This window comes from Limnohabitans sp. Hippo4, assembly GCF_003063605.1.
GTDB lineage: Bacteria > Pseudomonadota > Gammaproteobacteria > Burkholderiales > Burkholderiaceae_C > Limnohabitans_A.
The window spans coordinates 427805-445829 of the sequence record NZ_NESE01000001.1; the positions used below are offsets into that span (position 1 = coordinate 427805).

Below are 18025 nucleotides of genomic sequence, written 5' to 3' on the forward strand. Positions count from 1 at the left end.
GTCATGAGCCAACACTTGCTGGCCATTGCTCTGCCACTGGTACTCTTGTACGTGGCTTTTTGGCTTTGGTATGGCGGCAATGGTCAGCGCATGTCGCCCGAAGAGATTGAAGAGGCCTTGAATCAACTTCGCAGCTCAGACCTCGGTCACGACAACGCCGCTGAAGTAGAGGAAGTTCGCCAGCTCTTGGCGTCTGACGACGGCAAAGAATTTGTGATGCAAAACCTCGTGCGCTACCGCGCCAAGGCCCTCTACCCCGAAGGTACAAACTACAGCGACGACCCTCGAGAAGCCGACAAGCGCTATGGCAAATCCATCATCGGCGATTTGTTGCGCTATGGCAATGTGGTCATTTTCATCGCGCGAAAATCAGGTGATTTTGTCAGGCCCGAAGGTGCTGATGCTTGGCATTACGTGGCCATGGTTCGCTACCGCAGCCGCCGGGACTTTGTGCGCTTTGCCATTCGCGCCAACCAAGCCGACAAGTTCATGCACAAATGGGCGGCCATCGAAAAAACGCATGTCTTTCCAGTGAAACCCCTGATCAGTTTGTTCGCTGTGAGAACTTTGGTTGCATTGTCGCTGTTCACCATCGGCGTGATTCTCACCCGCTTGCTGTAAAGAAGCACAAACCTGTTCAAAAGCAGCGCAAGCCTTGGTATGCTGAGGCCTTGTTCAACGCTTTTCTGAACGTCAACATGTCACAAGCTGCTCACAGCAACGCGCCACTTCCCACACCCGAATTCGATCGCTTCTACAAGCACCCCGAACTCACCCAATTGCTGAAAGATTTTGCCAAGGCCAGGCCCGACTTGGTCGAGTTGCGCGAACTGGGACGCAGCCATGAAAACCGTCCCATCTGGGTTTTGGTGATCACGCGTAAAAGCACAGGCGCTGACATCGATAAGCCTGCCTTCTGGGTGGATGGCAACATCCACGCCGCCGAGTTAACCGCCAGTACCGCTTGTTTGTATTGGCTGCACCAATTGCTCAGCAAAGACGGAGAAGATGCGCAAGTGACTGAGTTGCTCAGCACACGCGCCGTCTATTTGGTGCCCCGCCTCAACCCTGACGGCGCCGAATTGGCGATGGCAGACAAACCTCGCCACATCCGCTCTTCTACACGCCCCTACCCTTGGGATGAACCGCACGTCGAAGGTTTGACGATAGAGGACATGGACGGTGATGGTCGCATTTTGATGATGCGTATTCCGGACCCACACGGCGGCTGGAAAGTAAATCCAGAAGAACCGCGTCTGCTTACGCCTCGCCTGCCTGGCGAGTTTGGCGGTCAGTATTACCGCGTCATGCCCGAAGGCAGTTTGCAGCATTACGACGGTGTCAACATCAAGCCCAACCGCGACATTGAAGGTTTGGATTTGAACCGCAACTTTCCAGCCTTCTGGCGCCAAGAACATGAGCAAGTGGGCGCTGGCCCTTATCCCACCAGCGAACCCGAAGTGCGTGCCATGGTGGACTTTATTGCCAAGCACCCCAACATTGGTGCAGCGGTCAGCTTCCACACCCACTCCGGTGTCATTTTGCGTCCCATGGGCACTCAAAGCGACAGCGACATGACGCCTGAAGACTTGTGGATGATCAAACGCATCTCCGACATTGGCAGCAAGCTCACCGGCTATCCAGCGGTCAGTATTTTTCATGACTTCAAATACCACCCCAAAGAAGTCATCACGGGCACACAAGACTGGGTGTACGAGCACTTAGGCGCTTTGTTTTGGACCGTTGAAATTTGGGCGCCCAACAAAGAAGCAGGCATTACCGAGTACGACTGGATTCATTGGTACCGTGACCATCCGCCCGAAGACGACATCAAGTTGCTCAAGTGGAGCGATGAGGTCTGCGGCGGCAATGCGCACGTCGATTGGTATCCCTACCAGCACCCCGACTTAGGCGCCGTGGAATTGGGGGGATGGGACCGAATGAACTATTGGCGCAATCCACCCGCGCATTTGCGTGAGCGAGAGGCCGCTCGATTCCCTGCTTGGTTGAATCAGATTGCACTGACTTTGCCCAAACTCGAATTGCTGCATGCCAAAGCTGAAGGCTTAGGCAATGACCAATGGCGCATTCAAATGGCAGTAGGCAACGCAGGCTACTTGCCCAGTTATGTCACCAAGCGGGCGCTGGAACGCAAAACAGCGCGTCCTTGCATGTTTGAAATTGAACTGCCAGATGGCGCGCATTTGCGCATGGGCAAACCGCGCATGGAAGGCCCTCAGTTAGAAGGCCATGCTGCCAGCAATTCCCTTCAAGCGTTCTTGCCCAACAAAACCATCACTGGAGATCGCGCTTTGAACGAGTGGATTGTGGAAGCACCTGCAGGCACTGTGCTGAACCTGACAGCGCATGCCGCAAGGGCCGGCACTGTCAGAGCGTCTGTGACTTTGAAATAACTTATTTCAAGCCCAGCAAACGCACAGCGTTGTCTTTCAAAATCCCGGGCATCACCTCGGGCTTGAAACCAGCCACTTCAAAATCCTTCATCCACCGTTCCGGTGTGATGAGGGGGTAGTCGCTGCCAAACAAAATGCGGTCTTTCAGCAAGGTGTTGGCGTACTGAATCAATTGCTTGGGAAAGTACTTGGGACTCCAGCCCGACAAGTCAATCCAGACATTGGGCTTGTGCGTGGCCACGCTCAGCGCTTCATCTTGCCAAGGAAAGCTAGGGTGTGCCATGACAATTTGCATGTCGGGAAAATCAATGGCCACGTCGTCTAAGTGCATGGGGTTGCTGTAGGCCAAACGCAAGCCACCGCCGCATCGCATGCCAGAGCCAATGCCGCTGTGACCCGTGTGAAAAATGGCGGGCATTTTGTGTTCGTTGATCACCTCGTAAATGGGCCAAGCCATTTTGTCGTAAGGGTGGTAGCCCTGGACCGTGGGGTGAAACTTGAAGCCTTTGATGCCCTCTTCCTTGATCAGTCGCTCGGCTTCGCGTGCGCCCATCTTGCCTTTGTGTGGGTCGATGCTGGCAAAAGCAATCATCATGTCGCTGTTGTCGCGCGCAGCTTTGGCGATTTCTTCATTGGGAATGCGGCGTCGGCCCAACTGTGATTCGCTGTCGACCGTGAACATCACCAAACCAATTTTCCGCTCACGGTAATAAGCCACGGTTTCATCAATGGTGGGACGGCGGTCACTGCCAAAAAACTTGTCTGCAGCGCGGTCGTATTCTTCACCGTAATTGTCGAACGGGTTCCAACAACTCACCTCTGCATGGGTGTGAATGTCGATGGCGATCAAGTCTTGGTGTTTCATAAAAACTTTCAGAAATGCGGGAAAACCCTGTGTTTTTTGCCATCACATGGCAAGACAATATAGTTATTGATAATAACCTTTTTAGCAACCCCTTGCTTTTCAGCAAGGTCGATTTGGACCCTCCATCATGACTCAAAATCTTCATCCTTTGTTGCAACGCGCTCAGAACCACGGCATTCACTTTGAGATGAACGGCGCTGTTGCCATGGTGCGTTTAAGCCGCCCGACCAAGCGCAATGCACTGAACGATGGCTTGATCGAAGCTTTGCGAGATGTCTTCCAAAATCTGCCCGAAGAAGCCAAAGCCGCCGTGGTGTATGGCGAAGGCGACCATTTCTGTGCCGGCTTGGATTTGTCTGAACTCAAGGAACGCGATGCCGGCCAAGGTGTGCATCACTCACGCAGTTGGCACGTTGCTTTGGATGCCGTCCAACTGGGCCGTGTGCCGGTCGTCGCAGCGCTGCATGGCGCAGTGGTGGGCGGTGGCTTGGAATTGGCCAGCGCGTGTCACATTCGCGTGGCAGACGACAGCACCTTTTTCGCACTGCCAGAAGGCACACGCGGTATTTTTGTGGGCGGCGGGGGCTCGGTTCGCATTCCCAAGCTCATTGGCGTGGCACGCATGACCGACATGATGTTGACGGGCCGCGTTTACAACGCCTTAGATGGCGAGCGCATTGGTTTGGCGCAATATCACGTCCCCACAGGAACTTCTTTGGACAAAGCTTTGGACTTGGCACAACGCATTGCCACCAATGCCCCGCTCACCAATTACGCCTTGATGCACGCCCTGCCCCGAATCGCTGAGCAACCCGCAGATCACGGCTACCTCACCGAAGCCTTGATTGCGTCTATTGCCCAAGCCGCGCCCGAAGCCAAGGCTCGCGTTAAAGCTTTCTTGGAAGGCAAGGCCGCCAAAGTTCAAAAGAACTAAGTACCCGGCCCTACACATCCTTGAAAAGAGTTGGAGACCAGCATGAGCTCACCTAAATTTAGACCCCTGCGTTTTGGCGTGACGCGTGTCACTTTGAAAGATGGCGCACCAGGCACACATTACCTGAAAGCAGACCAAGAATTACAAGCCTACCCCGAACGCTTGACGGACCGTTTGCAGCACTGGGCGAAACACAAACCCACACAAACGCTGTTTGCCCGTCGCATCAAATTGGCAGATGGCAGTTTGGGTGAATGGCGTCATGTCACCTATGCTGAAGCTTGGAACACTGCGCGCAACATTGCACAAGGCCTGATCAACCGTGGCTTGAATGCCGAGCGTCCCGTGGTGATCTTGAGCGAAAACAGCCTGGAGCATGCATTGTTGGCTTTGGGTTGCATGGTGGCCGGTGTGCCATTTGTGCCCACTTCCCCCCCCTACTCTTTAATCAGCCAAGACTACGACAAGCTCAAACACGTGTTGCGCACCGTCACGCCAGGTTTGGTGTTTGCCAGCGATGCGCGCTATGCAAAGGCCATCGCTGCTACCGTTTCCAGTGACATGGAAATTGTGATGAACGAAGGTGGCGTGGAGGGCAAACAAGTCACCACTTTTGAAAGCTTGTGCAGTACACCTGCCACTGCGCAAGTCGATGCCGCCATTGCAGCCACAGGCCCCGACACGATTGTCAAATTCTTGTTCACCAGTGGCTCTACCAAGTTGCCCAAAGCGGTGATCAACACGCAGCGTTTGTGGTGCGCCAACCAACAACAAATGGCCCAGTCCATGCCCATCTTGGCCGAAGCGCCTTTGGTCTTGGTGGACTGGTTGCCCTGGAACCATACCTTTGGCGGCAACCACAACTTTGGCATGGTGGTCTTTCATGGCGGCACAATGTACATCGACGATGGCAAGCCCACGCCTGCGCTGATGCACGAGACCTTGCGCAACTTGCGTGAAATTGCACCGACCGTTTATTTCAACGTGCCCACAGGTTTTGAGGCCATTGCCAATGCCATGAAGACCGACGATTTGCTGCGCAAGACTTTGTTGTCTCGCGTTCAAATGTTCTTCTATGCAGGCGCAGCGCTGGCACAACCCATTTGGGACAGCTTGTATGAATCGCAAGAGCGCGAAATCGGCGAGCGCATTGTGATGGGCACAGGTCTTGGCATGACCGAGTCTGGCCCCTTCGGTATTTTTGTCACCAACCCTTACGTCAACGCTGGCGACTTGGGCGTGCCCACCCCAGGGTTGGAATTGAAACTGGTCGACATGGGTGGCAAAACCGAAGTGCGTTACCGCGGCCCCAACATCACACCAGGCTACTGGCGCAACGACGAAGAAACCAAAGGCGCCTTTGACGATGAAGGCTTTTTTTGTACAGGCGATGCCGTCAAATGGATTGATGAAACCGATGTGCACTTGGGTTTGAAGTTCGACGGCCGAATTGCCGAAGACTTTAAATTGGCCACTGGCACCTTTGTGAGTGTGGGTCCTTTGCGCGGCAAGATCATTGCGGCCGGCGCACCCTACATTCAAGATGTGGTGCTCACAGGCATCAACTTGAAAGAAGTTGGCGCCATGGTATTCCCAACACCCGCTGTGCGTGCACTCAGCGGCATGCCGGCCGACGCGCCCTTGGCCGATGTGTTGGGCAGTGCACCTGTGTTGGCACACTTCCAAAACGTCATCAACGAATTGGCCAAAACTGCCACGGGCAGTGCCAATCGCATTGCGCGCATGTGCTTGCTGTCCGAGCCGCCCACCATCGACAAGGGCGAGATCACCGACAAAGGCTCCATTAATCAACGCGCTGTGCTGACTCACCGCGCCGACACCGTTGCAGCTTTGCATGAAGAGCGCTTGCACTTTATCTTGAAGCCCACAATCTGATTTGAAATTCTGAAAATTTGAAAGAAGCACCATGAGCCAAGCTGGATTTTTCAACGCCTTTGACGACGTGTGGATGCACGAAGGCGTGCGCACTCCGATGGTGGATTACTGTGGCGCATTGGGCCATATCTCCCCAACCGACATGGGCATCAAAGCCGCACGCGAAGCGCTCAAGCGCGCCGACATTCCCGCCACAGACATTGGTTCCGTACTGACGGGCAACATGGCCCCTGGCGACTTTGATCAGTTCTTCTTGCCTCGCCACATTGGCTTGTATGCAGGCGTCCCTGTTGAAGTGCCCGCACTGATGGCGCAGCGCATTTGCGGTACAGGTTTTGAATTGTTCCGCCAAGCTGGTGAGCACATCCAATCAGGCGCTGCAGAAGCCGCCTTGGTGGTGGGCACTGAAAGCATGACACGCAATCCCATTGCTGCTTTCGATCACCGCACCGGTTTCAAGCTCGGCTCTCCTGTGGGTTTCAAAGACTACATGTGGGAAGCGCTGAAAGATCCAGCGGCTGGCATCAACATGATTCAAACGGCCGAAAACTTGGCCAAGAAATACAACATCACGCGCGAAGAAGTCGATGCGTTTGCGTCTGAGTCTTTTGCCAAAGCCGTGGCGGCACAGCAGTCTGGTTTCTTGGCAGGCGAAATCGTGCCCGTCATCACCGAGAAATTTGAACTCGACGGTTACAAGCCTCGCGGCATCAAGCTGCAAGGCAAGGTCACTGAAGTGACTCAAGACACACACCCCCGCATTTCACCTGCTGAAGTGTTGGGCAAGTTGCGTCCCGTCTATGAAGGTGGCGTTCAAACCGGTGGCAACAGTTCGGCCTTGGTCGATGCAGCAGCGGCTTGCGTGGTCACCTCTGGCACCTATGCCAAAGCTCATGGCAAAAAACCAATCGCTCGTGTCGTCGCTGCGGCTGTGGCCGGTGTGCCCCCCGAGATCATGGGCATTGGCCCAGCGCCCGCCATTCGTTTGTTGCTGGCCCGCACCGGTTTGAAACTGTCCGATATCGGCCGCTTTGAAATCAATGAAGCCCAAGGTGCTCAAACCCTGGCGGTCGGCCGCGAGTTGGGACTCGACCTTAGCTTATTGAACGTTAACGGCGGTGCCATTGCACTGGGTCACCCCCTGGCAGCCACGGGTGTTCGCCTCACGATCACCTTGGCACGCGAATTGGTTCGCAGTGGCAAACGCTATGGCATCTCCAGTGCTTGTGTCGGTGGCGGTCAAGGCATTGCATTGCTGATCGAAAACCCCAACGCCTGAAGTCACGCTATTCAGTCAACATCATTCATCAAGAGGACAACATGAACATTCAAGGCATGAGCGCATTGGTCACCGGTGGTGGCTCTGGTTTGGGCGAAGCAACCGCCCGTGAATTGGCCCGTTTGGGTGCCAAGGTCGCCGTACTCGACTTGAACCTCGAGAACGCTCAAAAGGTGGCCGCAGACATTGGTGGCATTGCTGTTCAATGTGACGTGACCAACGCCGCCAGCATGGAAAACGCCGTGGCCGAAGCAGCCAAAGCCCACGGCGGCGCACGCATCTTGATGCAGATAGCCGGCATCGGTACCGCCAAACGCATTGTGGGCAAAGATGGCAATCCAGCACCCTTGGAAGACTTCGCCAAAGTGGTCAACGTCAATTTGATTGGCACCTACAACGCTGCACGCGTCTTTGCTGCGGCCTGCGCCAAGCTCGACCCAATGGAAGACGGTGAGCGCGGCGCCATGGTCTTCACAGCCTCTGTAGCAGCCTTTGATGGCCAAGTGGGTCAACAAGCCTACAGTGCCTCCAAAGCGGGTGTGGCAGGCATGACACTGCCCATGGCACGCGATTTAGCGCAACACGGCATTCGCGTGTGCACCATTGCCCCAGGCATCTTTGCAACACCGTTGCTCAAAACACTGCCTGAACCTGTGCAAGCCTCGTTGGCTGCCAGCATCCCCTTCCCTTCACGCCTTGGCAAACCCGAAGAGTTTGCACAATTGGCCGCACACATTGTGAGCAATGGCCACTTGAACGGCGAAGTGATTCGCTTGGATGGTGCACTGCGCATGGCCCCCCGTTAATCGGCAGAAAGCTAGCGATGAGCAAAACAGTTGTTTATGAAGTGCAAGTGATGTTCGGTGACTGCGACCCCGCAGGCATCGTGTTCTTTCCCAATTTTTCCAAATGGATGGACGCCTCATCGCTGAACTTTTTTGTAAAGTGCGGCGTGCAACCTTGGCGTGAATTGGTAAAAACCACCGGCATCATTGGCACCCCTCTTTTGGAAATCAACACCAAGTTCGGCCGACCTGCCACCTATGGTGAGACGCTGCAAATCCACACCAGCGTGCAAGAGTGGCGCGACAAAACCTTCATCCACAAACACGTGGTCATGCGCGGCGACACTGTCTTGTGCGAAGGCACCGAAGTGCGCGCCTTCTGCATCAAGCATCCAGAAAACCCAGATCGCATCAAAGCCATTCCCGTTCCCGCGGACATCAAAGCGCTTTGCAGTTAATGCCTAGACTTTGATTTCCATTTTTTCACTCAACGTTTTTCCAACACAACCTCTTAGGAGACAAAAATGAAAATGAAGAAAACACTGCTGGCTTTGGCCATCACTGCCGTCACCAGCACCGCTGCGCTGGCCGACATCAAAATTGGCGTGAGCTTGTCACTCACAGGTCCAGGCTCTGGCTTGGGCACCCCCATGCAAAAACAATTGCAACTGTTCCCCAAAACCATTGGTGGCGAAAAAGTCACCGTGATTTTGTTGGACGATGCCTCTGATCCAGGTAAGGGCTCTGCCAACGCACGCCGCTTTGTCACAGAAGACAAAGTTGACATCATTTTTGGCTCATGCCTCACACCCGTTGCTGCGGCCATGACAGACATCGCATCTGAGGCAGGCACTGTGCAAATCGCAGGCTCACCTGTGGGCGTGCCTCCAGGCAAAGACAAATGGTTGTTCCGCTTGCCCCAGTCCAATAATGTGATGGGCCATGCTGTGATCGAGCACATGAAAAAGCAAGGCATCAAAACGGTTGGCTTCTTGGGCTACGCAGACGTTTATGGTCAGCAATGGCTGGAAGCCGTTCAACCTGAACTCGAAAAAGCAGGCATCAAAATGGTCGGCGTTGAGCGCTTTGCTCGTACCGACACCAGCGTCACACCTCAAGCTTTGAAGTTGACTTCTGCCAACCCAGACGCCATCTTGGTCGTGGCTTCAGGTTCTGGCGCCGCCATGCCCCAGATGGGCTTGGTTGAGCGCGGCTACAAAGGCAAGGTCTACCAAACGCACGCAGCAGCCACACCCGACTTGTCACGCATTGGCGGCAAAGCTGTTGAAGGCACCTTCGTTGTGTCTGGCCCTGCCTTGTTGGGCGACCAATTGCCCGACAGCCATCCTTCCAAAAAATTGGCTTTGGACTTCGTTCAGAAGTTTGAAAAAGAACATGGCCCCAACACACGCAACCAGTTTGCAGGTCACTCTTATGACTTCCAAGTGGCCATGGAAAAAGCCATTCCTTTGGCACTGAAAAAAGCCAAGCCTGGCACACCTGAGTTCCGCGCAGCCATTCGCGACACATTGGAAACCATGGGTCGTACTGTGTTTTCACACGGCGTGATGAACTGGACGCCTGCTGACCACTGGGGTTACACACTGGAAACAGGCGTGATGACCAAAGTGGTCGACGGTAAGTTCAAGGTCGAATAAGACCTCTGACTTGCTTGCACAGGTGTGCACGCCTTCAAGGCGTCCCCCTGTGCACCTTGTGTTTTTTGTATCGGAAATCTCATGGACTTCTCCATCGCCAGCATCCTTTTGCTAGACGGTGTCACCAATGGCGCGGTGTATGCCCTTTTAGGCTTGGCCACCGTGCTGGTGTTCACGGTCACGCGTGTGATCTTTATTCCTCAAGGCGAATTTGTGGCTTATGGTGCGCTGACCTTGGCCATGCTACAAACAGGCAAAACACCCGGCACCGTTTGGCTGTTGTTGATACTTGCTGGCGTTGCTGCATTGATGGAATTGATTGAACGGTGGCGTCATCATGGCAACGTGTCACGCGCCTTGTTCGCTGCTTTGAAGACCTTGGTCTTTCCGATGTTGGTGTCTCTCATCGCCATGTGGGCTGCACCGCAAAAGTTTCCACTCTGGAGTCAAGCCGTTTTAAGTGTGGCCATCGTGACTGCCTTTGGTCCGCTGGTTTACCGCGTGGCATACCAATCGCTTGAGTCGGCCACACCGCTGGTCTTGTTGATCGTCTCTGTAGGCGTGCACTTTGCAATGACGGGCTTGGGCTTGTTGTTTTTCGGTGCGGAAGGTTTCCGCAACCCGACGTTCTGGGATGAACGCTTTACCCTCGGACCTGTCGCATTGACAGGTCAGACTGTGATTATTTTCGTCACTTCATTGGCACTGATTGTCATGATGTGGCTTTATTTCGAACGCTCACTGCGTGGCAAAGCCCTGCGTGCCACTGCGGTGAATCGCACGGGTGCACGCTTGATGGGCATCTCCAGCCATACCTCAGGTCAGCTAACCTTTCTCATGGCAGCCCTGATCGGCGCATTGTCTGGTCTGCTCATTGGTCCCACCACCACCGTGTTCTACGACTCGGGCTTTTTGATTGGCCTCAAAGGTTTCGTGGCCGCTGTGATGGGCGGACTGGCCAGCTACCCTGGTGCATTGTTGGGTGCACTGTTCGTCGGTATCGTTGAATCTTTTGGTGCCTTCTGGGCCAGCGCTTTCAAAGAAGTCATCGTCTTCACTTTGGTCTTGCCCATTCTCCTCGTGCGCTCTTTGCGCAGTGGCCATTCAGACGAGGATCACTGACATGAACAAGCAAAAACTTTTCATCTGGCTGCTGGCAGCGGCTGTTCCCGTCGTGGCCTTGTTGCCCTTGCCAGACTTCTGGATTGCGCAACTCAACTACATAGGTCTTTATGCATTGGTGTGCCTGGGATTGGTACTGCTGACGGGCGTTGGAGGCTTAACCTCCTTTGGCCAAGCAGCATTTGTAGGTGTTGGCGCCTACACCACGGCCTATCTGACTTTGAACATGGGCATGTCGCCATGGCTAACCTTGTTTGTTGGCTTGGGCATCACGGCCATCAGCGCATTGGTGGTGGGCGCCATCACCCTTCGCATGTCTGGTCACTACTTGCCATTGGCCACCATTGCATGGGGCTTGTCTTTGTATTACCTCATGGGCAATTTGGATGCCTTGGGCAAGTACGACGGCTTGTTGGGTCTCAAGAGTTTGTCGATCGGCAGTCTTGACATTGGCCAAGGCCGTTTGTTCTTCATCCTCACATGGGCCATCCTGATTGCAGGTGCCATTGCATTGTTGAACTTGCTGGACTCACGTCCTGGCCGTGCCATTCGTTCGCTCAAAGGCGGTTCCCAAATGGCCGAGGCCATGGGCATCAGCACCTTCCGTTACAAAGTCACGATCTTTTTGATTGCGGCTTTGTTTGCATCCATTGCAGGATGGCTGCTTGCGCATTTTCAACGTACCGTCAATCCGTCCGCCTTTGGCTTGAAGATGGGCATCGAATACCTGTTCATGGCCGTGATTGGCGGCGTGGGCTATGTGTGGGGCGCCATCGTAGGTGCCGCCTTGATCAAATTGCTCGACGACTATTTGCAAGTCGCCTTGCCTGCCTTGATTGGCACCAGCGGCAGTTATGAAGTGATTGTGTTTGGTGTCGCCATGGTTCTGGTGCTCAAGTACATGCCCGATGGCATCTGGTCTTTGGTCGCTCGCAAACTGCCGCGTCCTCCCCGCAAAATGGACTGGCAGGATGCAGCGCCATTGAATGCCCGCAGCAAACCTGCGATGGGCGATTTGGTTCTTAAGGTCGACAAAATTCGCAAACAATTTGGCGGCCTCACTGCTGTGAACGACATCAGTTTTGACATTCACGCTGGGCGGATTGTGGGTTTGATTGGCCCTAACGGCGCTGGCAAATCAACCACCTTCAACTTGATCACTGGCGTGCTGTCCAAAACTTCGGGCAAGGTGACATACCGCGGACATGACATCTCCGCTTTGCCATCGCGCGAAATTTCTCGCCAAGGCATGGCCCGCACTTTCCAACATGTGAAGATGATTCCGAACATGACGGTTTTAGAAAACGTGGCTTTGGGCGCTTACACCCGCGGTGAATCTGGTGTCATTTCCTCCATGCTAGGCACCAATAAAGCTGAAGAGCAACGCTTCATGAAAGAAGCACAGCACCAGCTTGAACGGATTGGCATGGGCAATTACTTGCACGAATTGGCAGGCAACTTGGCCATGGGACCCCAGCGTCTGATGGAAATCGCCCGTGCGCTGTGCTGCGATCCTGCACTCTTGTTGCTTGACGAGCCTGCAGCCGGTTTGCGCCATAAAGAAAAACAAGACTTGATCAAAGTGCTTCGTCAATTGCAAAGCGAAGGCATGAGCATCTTGTTGGTGGAGCACGACATGGACTTGGTCATGGACGTTTGCGATCATTTGGTGGTGATGGAGTTTGGCACCCTGCTAACGCAAGGCACGCCTGCAGAAATTCAAGCCAGTCCTGCCGTGCGTGCGGCTTACTTGGGCACGGAGCACTGACATGACAACACCCATTCTCAAAGTTCAGCAATTGCATGCGGGTTACGGCAAAGCTGAAGTACTGCACGGCATCAGTTTGGAAGCTGCCAAAGGCAGTGTGATCACAGTGATTGGTCCCAACGGCGCTGGCAAATCAACTTTTTTGAACAGCCTGATGGGCATCTTGCCAGCGCAAGGCCTGATTGAATTCAATGGCCAATCGATCAACGAGTTGACCTTGGAAGAACGCGTCATGCAAGGCATCTCTCTGGTCCCTGAAAAGCGTGAACTCTTCAATACCATGACGGTCGAAGACAACTTGGTGTTGGGCGGCTATCGCCAAATGCGTTTAGGCAATGCCGATTGGCGCAATCGACTTGACGACGTCTTCGACTTGTTCCCCCGACTCAAAGAACGTCGCTTGCAAGAAGCCGGCACCTTGTCTGGTGGTGAACGCCAAATGTTGGCGGTGGGCAGAGCCCTCATGTCACGCCCTTCTCTCTTGATGTTGGACGAACCCAGTTTGGGTTTGGCACCGCTCATTGTGAAAGAGATTTTCAACATCATCGAAACACTTCGTCAAACGGGTGTGTCCATCGTGTTGGTGGAACAAAATGCACGCGCTGCATTGGCTGTGGCCGATCATGGCTACGTTTTGGAAATGGGCGAAGTGAGCCTTCAAGGCAAAGCTTCCGATTTGGCCGAAGACCCCCGCGTGATCGACACCTACTTGGGTGCTGCCAAAAAATAAAGAACAAACAACATGAGCGACTACCAACCCCGTATCCAAGACATGCAATTTGTCTTGTCCAATGTTTTAGGTGCACCCGATCAGCTGAAAGCATTGCCAGCGTTTGATGAAGTCGATGCGGATCTGATGCAGCAAGTGTTGGAAGAAGCTGGCAAGTTTGTCGGTGAAGTGGTCGCCCCACTCAACCGGGATGGCGATGAAATTGGCGCGAAGTGGCAAGACGGCAAAGTGACGATGCCACCCGGTTTTCAATCGGCCTACCAAATGTTTTGGCAAGCGGGTTGGCCTGCGCTTTCTGCAGCACCAGAAGATGGCGGACAAGGCCTGCCCTCTGTCTTGGAAATCATGCTTTATGAAATGCTGTCAGCCGCCAACCATGGCTGGACCATGGCACCTGGTTTGTTGCATGGCGCATATGAATGCATCAAGCACTATGCAAGCCCCTCACTCCAAGAAACTTACCTCAGCAAAGTTGGTACTGGTGAATGGTTGGCCACCATGTGCCTGACTGAACCGCACGCAGGCAGTGACTTGGGCTTGTCGCGCACCAAAGCCACGCCGCAAGCCGATGGCCGCTACGCCTTGAATGGCACCAAGATTTTCATATCAGGTGGCGAGCACGACCTCACTGACAACATCGTTCATTTGGTCTTGGCACGTTTGCCCGATGCACCGCCCGGCCCTAAAGGTCTGTCACTCTTTTTGGTGCCCAAGTTTTACCCCAATGGCGAACGTAGCGCTGTGCATTGCGACCGCATCGAAGAAAAGATGGGCCTTCACGGCAGTCCCACATGTGTGATGCGCTTTGATGACGCCCTGGCTGAGATCATCGGCGAACCCGGCAAAGGTCTGAACGCCATGTTCGTCATGATGAACGCTGCGCGATTGCACGTGGCCATGCAAGGCATTGGCCTACTGGATGCGGCTTGGCAAAAAGCCGACGCTTACGCCCGAGAGCGCCGTCAGATGCGCGCGCCAGCAGGTCAAGAAGTGAAACCCAAGTCTGCTGCCGAAGCCGATTTCATCATTGAGCATCCTGCCATCCAACGCATCTTGAACACACAACGCGCTTGGGTGGATGGCGGCCGCGTGTTGGCTTATCAAACTGCAGTGGAATTAGACCGCATCAAACACGCAGACAAAGACACCGCAGCCCAATCGCAACGCTGGTGCGCTTTGGTGACGCCTGTGATGAAAGCCGCCTTCACCCATCAAGCTTTTCATGGCGGTAGCGATTGCCTCCAAGTCTTGGGAGGCCACGGTTATGTGCGTGAATGGGGCATTGAGCAAATCGTGCGCGATGCGCGCGTCGCCATGATTTACGAGGGCACCAACGAAATTCAAGCCATCGATTTGGTGGTTCGCAAAATCATGGCCGATGGAGGCCAGAGCTTGAACCAATTGCTGGACGACATGAAGGCGCAATCGCAGACGGAAACAGCAGAAGCCACTCAGCTTCGCAAATTGACACAAAGCATTGTGAGCGCGGCACCCCAAGACCCCAGCTTGGGCCACCGGGTGGCCGACGACTATTTGCGTGCCATGGCCTTGGTCATGTTGCAATGGGCTTGGCAGCGCATCGATGCCGCGCTCGATGCACAAACACCCGAATTAAAGTCCCGTTGGCAAGCGCCCTCCAAAGCCTTCCGCCAATGGGTGCTTCCTGAATTCGCCATGCGCAGTCACATCATTGAGACGCAATGCCAAGCAGCGTGAAAAATCCAATCGCGGCCGTCGACAAAGTCGACACCAGCTACCTTGAAACCTTGATTGGTTACAACGCACGCCGTGCCGCCCTGGCCGTGATCAGCCAATTCTTAGAACGCATGGCGGTCTACGACTTGAAGCCTGTCGATTTTTCAGTGATGTCGGTGGTGGTTCACAACCCCGGCGTCACTTCGCGTCAACTTTGCGCCGCGCTGAACATCTTGCCGCCCAACTTAGTGGGCTTGGTGCAGTCATTGGAATCTCGTGGCCTGCTAGAGCGCCTGCCCCACCCCCATGATGGCCGCGCCATGGGACTGCACCCAACGGACAAGGGTTTAGAACTCATGGAAAAAGCTGAAGCCACAGCGTCCGAGCTAGAAATGAACATTGGCTCTAAACTCACGCCTAACCAAGTTCAAACCTTGGTCACGTTACTGCAAAAAATCTACCTCTAAGGGCACCGACTTTCAGGGCCCAAGAGATCACCAAATTGGGAGACTCGGCCTTGTCACATTCCAGCTTTCCTTCATTGGCAAAGACGCTGCCCGATGATGCCGCCAACGCCATATTGATTGGCCGCATTTGGGTTCCCGACGAGGGACCCTATCTTGTCAAAGTAGGCGCCAGCGAAACCACCGACTTGTCTGGCTTGGCACTCACCAGCAGCGACTTGATGGAAATCGACAACGTCGCCGCATGTGTCAAAAACCACCACGGCAAAACTTGGTCTACAGAAGCTTTGTGGGCCAATACCGATCCCCAACAACGCAACGAAAATGAAGCCTGGTTCCTCGCCCCCACGGACTTGCAGGCCATCAAAGCGGCCGGCGTGACCTTTGTCGCCAGCATGTTGGAGCGGGTCATCGAAGAACAAGCTCGAGGCGATGCCGCCAAAGCTGAAAGCGTGCGCAAAGCCGTGATCGATGTGATGGGGGACAACCTTCGCAATGTCAAACCTGGCTCTGCACAAGCCATGAAACTGAAAGAAGTGCTGGTAGCGCAAGGCGTTTGGTCTCAGTACCTTGAAGTGGGCATCGGTCCTGACGCAGAAATTTTCACCAAGTCGCAAGCCATGAGTGCTGTGGGTTCTGGTTTTGATGTGGGCTTGCATCCCGGCAGTTCATGGAACAACCCCGAGCCGGAAATTGTGTTGGTCATCAATTCCAAAGGCCATGTGGTGGGCGCCGCCATGGGCAACGATGTCAACTTGCGAGATTTTGAGGGCCGCAGCGCCCTGCTCTTGGGCAAAGCCAAAGACAACAATGCCAGCTGCGCCATCGGCCCCTTCATCCGCTTGTTTGATGGCCAGTACACCATCGACAACGTACGAACCACAGACCTCAGCATGGCGGTCCATGGCCCCGAAGGCTTTGTGATGCAAGGCAGCAGTTCTCTTAGCCAAATCAGTCGAGATCCCTTGGACTTAGCGGCGCAAGCCATTGGCCCCTTCCACCAGTACCCCGACGGTCTGGTGCTGTTTCTCGGCACCATGTTTGCCCCTACCCAAGACCGGCATGGCCCCGGGCAAGGCTTCACCCATGTGGTGGGCGATACGGTGGCCATCACCACCCCGCAATTGGGCACCCTCTTCAACCGAGTGACCACCTCAGACCAGGCACCGCCTTGGACCTATGGCATCCGCGCCCTGATGCAAGACTTGGCCAAGCGATCAAAGCACTGAATACAAGACCTTCCCGATGCCCCATCAACTGGCATAATTCAGCCATTGGCCGGTCTTGCACCGGCCTTTCTATGACCCATTTCTAGGACACCCCATGATCACCACAGCCACAGGCCTGCAATACGAAGACACCGTGGTCGGCGACGGCGCCGAAGCCACCAAAGGCCAAACGGTCACTGTGCATTACACAGGCTGGCTGTACAAAGACGGCGAGCAAGGCGCCAAGTTTGACTCCAGCAAAGACCGCCGAGACCCTTTCCAATTCATCTTGGGCGCCGGCATGGTCATTCGCGGTTGGGACGAAGGCGTGGCCGGCATGAAAATCGGTGGCGCGCGCACCCTGATCATTCCATCTGACTTAGGCTACGGCCCCCGTGGTGCTGGCGGCGTCATCCCCCCCAACGCCACCCTCAAGTTCGACGTCGAACTGCTCGAACTGTCTTGATTTAATTCAGGTCCCGTTGGCCTAACGCCAACAGGCCTTGAAATCTCTCAAAACGCCCCCAAGTTTGGGGCGTTGTCATTTATTGCGGATGCATTTCATGTCTGATTCCAGCTCACAAAACCCTACAAATCAAAACCCCGGCACACCCAACGTCATGCCAACCGCTGAAGCCTTGGCCGCCGCCGCTGCGGCCATGGGCACAGACACCCAGGCTCAGCAAGCGCCCGTTTCACAAGATCCTTTGGCCGATGCCCAAGCCGAGCTGGTCAACGTCAAAGCCCAAAATGCCACCCTGGCCGACCAATATTTGCGCGCTCAGGCTGATGTCCAAAACGCCCGTCGCCGCGCTGACGAAGAAATTTCCAAAGCCCGCAAATTTGCGGTGGAAGGCTTTGCCGACAGTTTGCTGCCCGTTTTGGACAGCTTGGAAGCAGGCTTGGCCATTCAATCGGCCACACCTGAACAAATTCGTGAGGGAGCAGAAGCTACGCTTCGTCAGCTCAAAAGCGCCCTTGAACGCAACAAAGTGGTTGAGATCAACCCCTCGGCAGGTACCAAGTTTGACCCGCACCACCACCAAGCCATCAGTGTGGTGCCTGCCCAGCAGGAAGCCAATACCGTGGTGACCGTGCTGCAAAAGGGCTATCTGATTGCTGACCGCGTGTTGAGACCCGCGTTGGTGACAGTCACGGCCCCCAAATAAAACCCTTTCGGAAGTAGAAACAGGCCTTGAAATTGCCT

17 protein-coding genes are annotated in these 18025 nt (G+C 54.6%); 16 read left to right on the forward strand and 1 reads right to left on the reverse strand.

Going from position 1 to position 18025, the window contains the following annotated elements:
* The first annotated feature begins 3 nt into the window (after window positions 1–3).
* Window positions 4–621 carry a hypothetical protein gene (locus tag B9Z46_RS01980; RefSeq protein WP_108254346.1) on the forward strand — a complete coding sequence of 206 codons (618 nt, stop codon included), beginning with the start codon at window positions 4–6 and terminating at the stop codon, window positions 619–621.
* A 77-nt stretch (window positions 622–698) separates the two neighbouring features.
* Entirely contained in the window at window positions 699–2414 is a 1716-nt protein-coding gene (locus tag B9Z46_RS01985; RefSeq protein ID WP_108254821.1) for a M14 family metallopeptidase, read from the forward strand.
* Window position 2415: 1 nt separating this feature from the next.
* Here B9Z46_RS01985 and B9Z46_RS01990 read toward each other — a convergent pair whose 3' ends face one another.
* The gene (locus B9Z46_RS01990; RefSeq protein ID WP_055360432.1) at window positions 2416–3279 is read right to left on the reverse strand and encodes an amidohydrolase family protein; all 864 of its coding nucleotides are present in this window, start codon (window positions 3277–3279) and stop codon (window positions 2416–2418) included.
* A gap of 187 nt (window positions 3280–3466) precedes the next feature.
* Between B9Z46_RS01990 and B9Z46_RS01995 the strand changes: the two genes are divergently transcribed.
* The 14 genes from B9Z46_RS01995 to grpE all read left to right on the forward strand — a co-directional run bounded on the left by B9Z46_RS01995 (window position 3467) and on the right by grpE (window position 17987).
* A complete protein-coding gene (locus B9Z46_RS01995; RefSeq protein ID WP_233245921.1) occupies window positions 3467–4213 on the forward strand; it encodes a crotonase/enoyl-CoA hydratase family protein in 747 nt (248 codons plus the stop codon).
* Window positions 4214–4255: 42 nt separating this feature from the next.
* Window positions 4256–6109, forward strand: coding sequence for a feruloyl-CoA synthase (locus B9Z46_RS02000; RefSeq protein WP_108254348.1), 1854 nt, complete (start codon window positions 4256–4258; stop codon window positions 6107–6109).
* 31 nt (window positions 6110–6140) lie between these two features.
* On the forward strand, window positions 6141–7388 hold the full coding sequence (locus tag B9Z46_RS02005) for a thiolase family protein (RefSeq protein ID WP_108254349.1): 1248 nt from the start codon (window positions 6141–6143) through the stop codon (window positions 7386–7388).
* A 41-nt stretch (window positions 7389–7429) separates the two neighbouring features.
* Window positions 7430–8194: an SDR family NAD(P)-dependent oxidoreductase gene (locus B9Z46_RS02010; protein WP_108254350.1), complete on the forward strand. Its 765-nt coding sequence runs from the start codon at window positions 7430–7432 to the stop codon at window positions 8192–8194.
* A gap of 17 nt (window positions 8195–8211) precedes the next feature.
* Window positions 8212–8631 carry a thioesterase family protein gene (locus tag B9Z46_RS02015; protein ID WP_108254351.1) on the forward strand — a complete coding sequence of 140 codons (420 nt, stop codon included), beginning with the start codon at window positions 8212–8214 and terminating at the stop codon, window positions 8629–8631.
* 66 nt (window positions 8632–8697) lie between these two features.
* Complete coding sequence (locus B9Z46_RS02020; protein ID WP_108254352.1) at window positions 8698–9831, forward strand: ABC transporter substrate-binding protein; 1134 nt, start codon at window positions 8698–8700, stop codon at window positions 9829–9831.
* Window positions 9832–9912: 81 nt separating this feature from the next.
* Window positions 9913–10953, forward strand: coding sequence for a branched-chain amino acid ABC transporter permease (locus B9Z46_RS02025; RefSeq protein WP_108254353.1), 1041 nt, complete (start codon window positions 9913–9915; stop codon window positions 10951–10953).
* A gap of 1 nt (window position 10954) precedes the next feature.
* Window positions 10955–12721 carry an ATP-binding cassette domain-containing protein gene (locus tag B9Z46_RS02030; protein WP_108254354.1) on the forward strand — a complete coding sequence of 589 codons (1767 nt, stop codon included), beginning with the start codon at window positions 10955–10957 and terminating at the stop codon, window positions 12719–12721.
* A 1-nt stretch (window position 12722) separates the two neighbouring features.
* The gene (locus B9Z46_RS02035; RefSeq protein WP_108254355.1) at window positions 12723–13451 is read left to right on the forward strand and encodes an ABC transporter ATP-binding protein; all 729 of its coding nucleotides are present in this window, start codon (window positions 12723–12725) and stop codon (window positions 13449–13451) included.
* A 12-nt stretch (window positions 13452–13463) separates the two neighbouring features.
* Window positions 13464–15167 carry an acyl-CoA dehydrogenase family protein gene (locus B9Z46_RS02040; RefSeq protein WP_108254356.1) on the forward strand — a complete coding sequence of 568 codons (1704 nt, stop codon included), beginning with the start codon at window positions 13464–13466 and terminating at the stop codon, window positions 15165–15167.
* Complete coding sequence (locus B9Z46_RS02045; RefSeq protein WP_055360421.1) at window positions 15152–15613, forward strand: MarR family winged helix-turn-helix transcriptional regulator; 462 nt, start codon at window positions 15152–15154, stop codon at window positions 15611–15613. Before B9Z46_RS02040 ends, B9Z46_RS02045 begins: the two co-directional genes overlap by 16 nt.
* Window positions 15614–15663: 50 nt before the next feature.
* Complete coding sequence (locus tag B9Z46_RS02050) at window positions 15664–16839, forward strand: fumarylacetoacetate hydrolase family protein (RefSeq protein WP_108254822.1); 1176 nt, start codon at window positions 15664–15666, stop codon at window positions 16837–16839.
* Between the two features lie 94 nt (window positions 16840–16933).
* The gene (locus B9Z46_RS02055; RefSeq protein WP_055360420.1) at window positions 16934–17284 is read left to right on the forward strand and encodes an FKBP-type peptidyl-prolyl cis-trans isomerase; all 351 of its coding nucleotides are present in this window, start codon (window positions 16934–16936) and stop codon (window positions 17282–17284) included.
* A gap of 97 nt (window positions 17285–17381) precedes the next feature.
* Window positions 17382–17987 (forward strand): nucleotide exchange factor GrpE, encoded by a 606-nt coding sequence (grpE, locus tag B9Z46_RS02060; RefSeq protein ID WP_255416905.1) that lies wholly within the window; start codon window positions 17382–17384, stop codon window positions 17985–17987.
* Window positions 17988–18025: the final 38 nt, after the last annotated feature.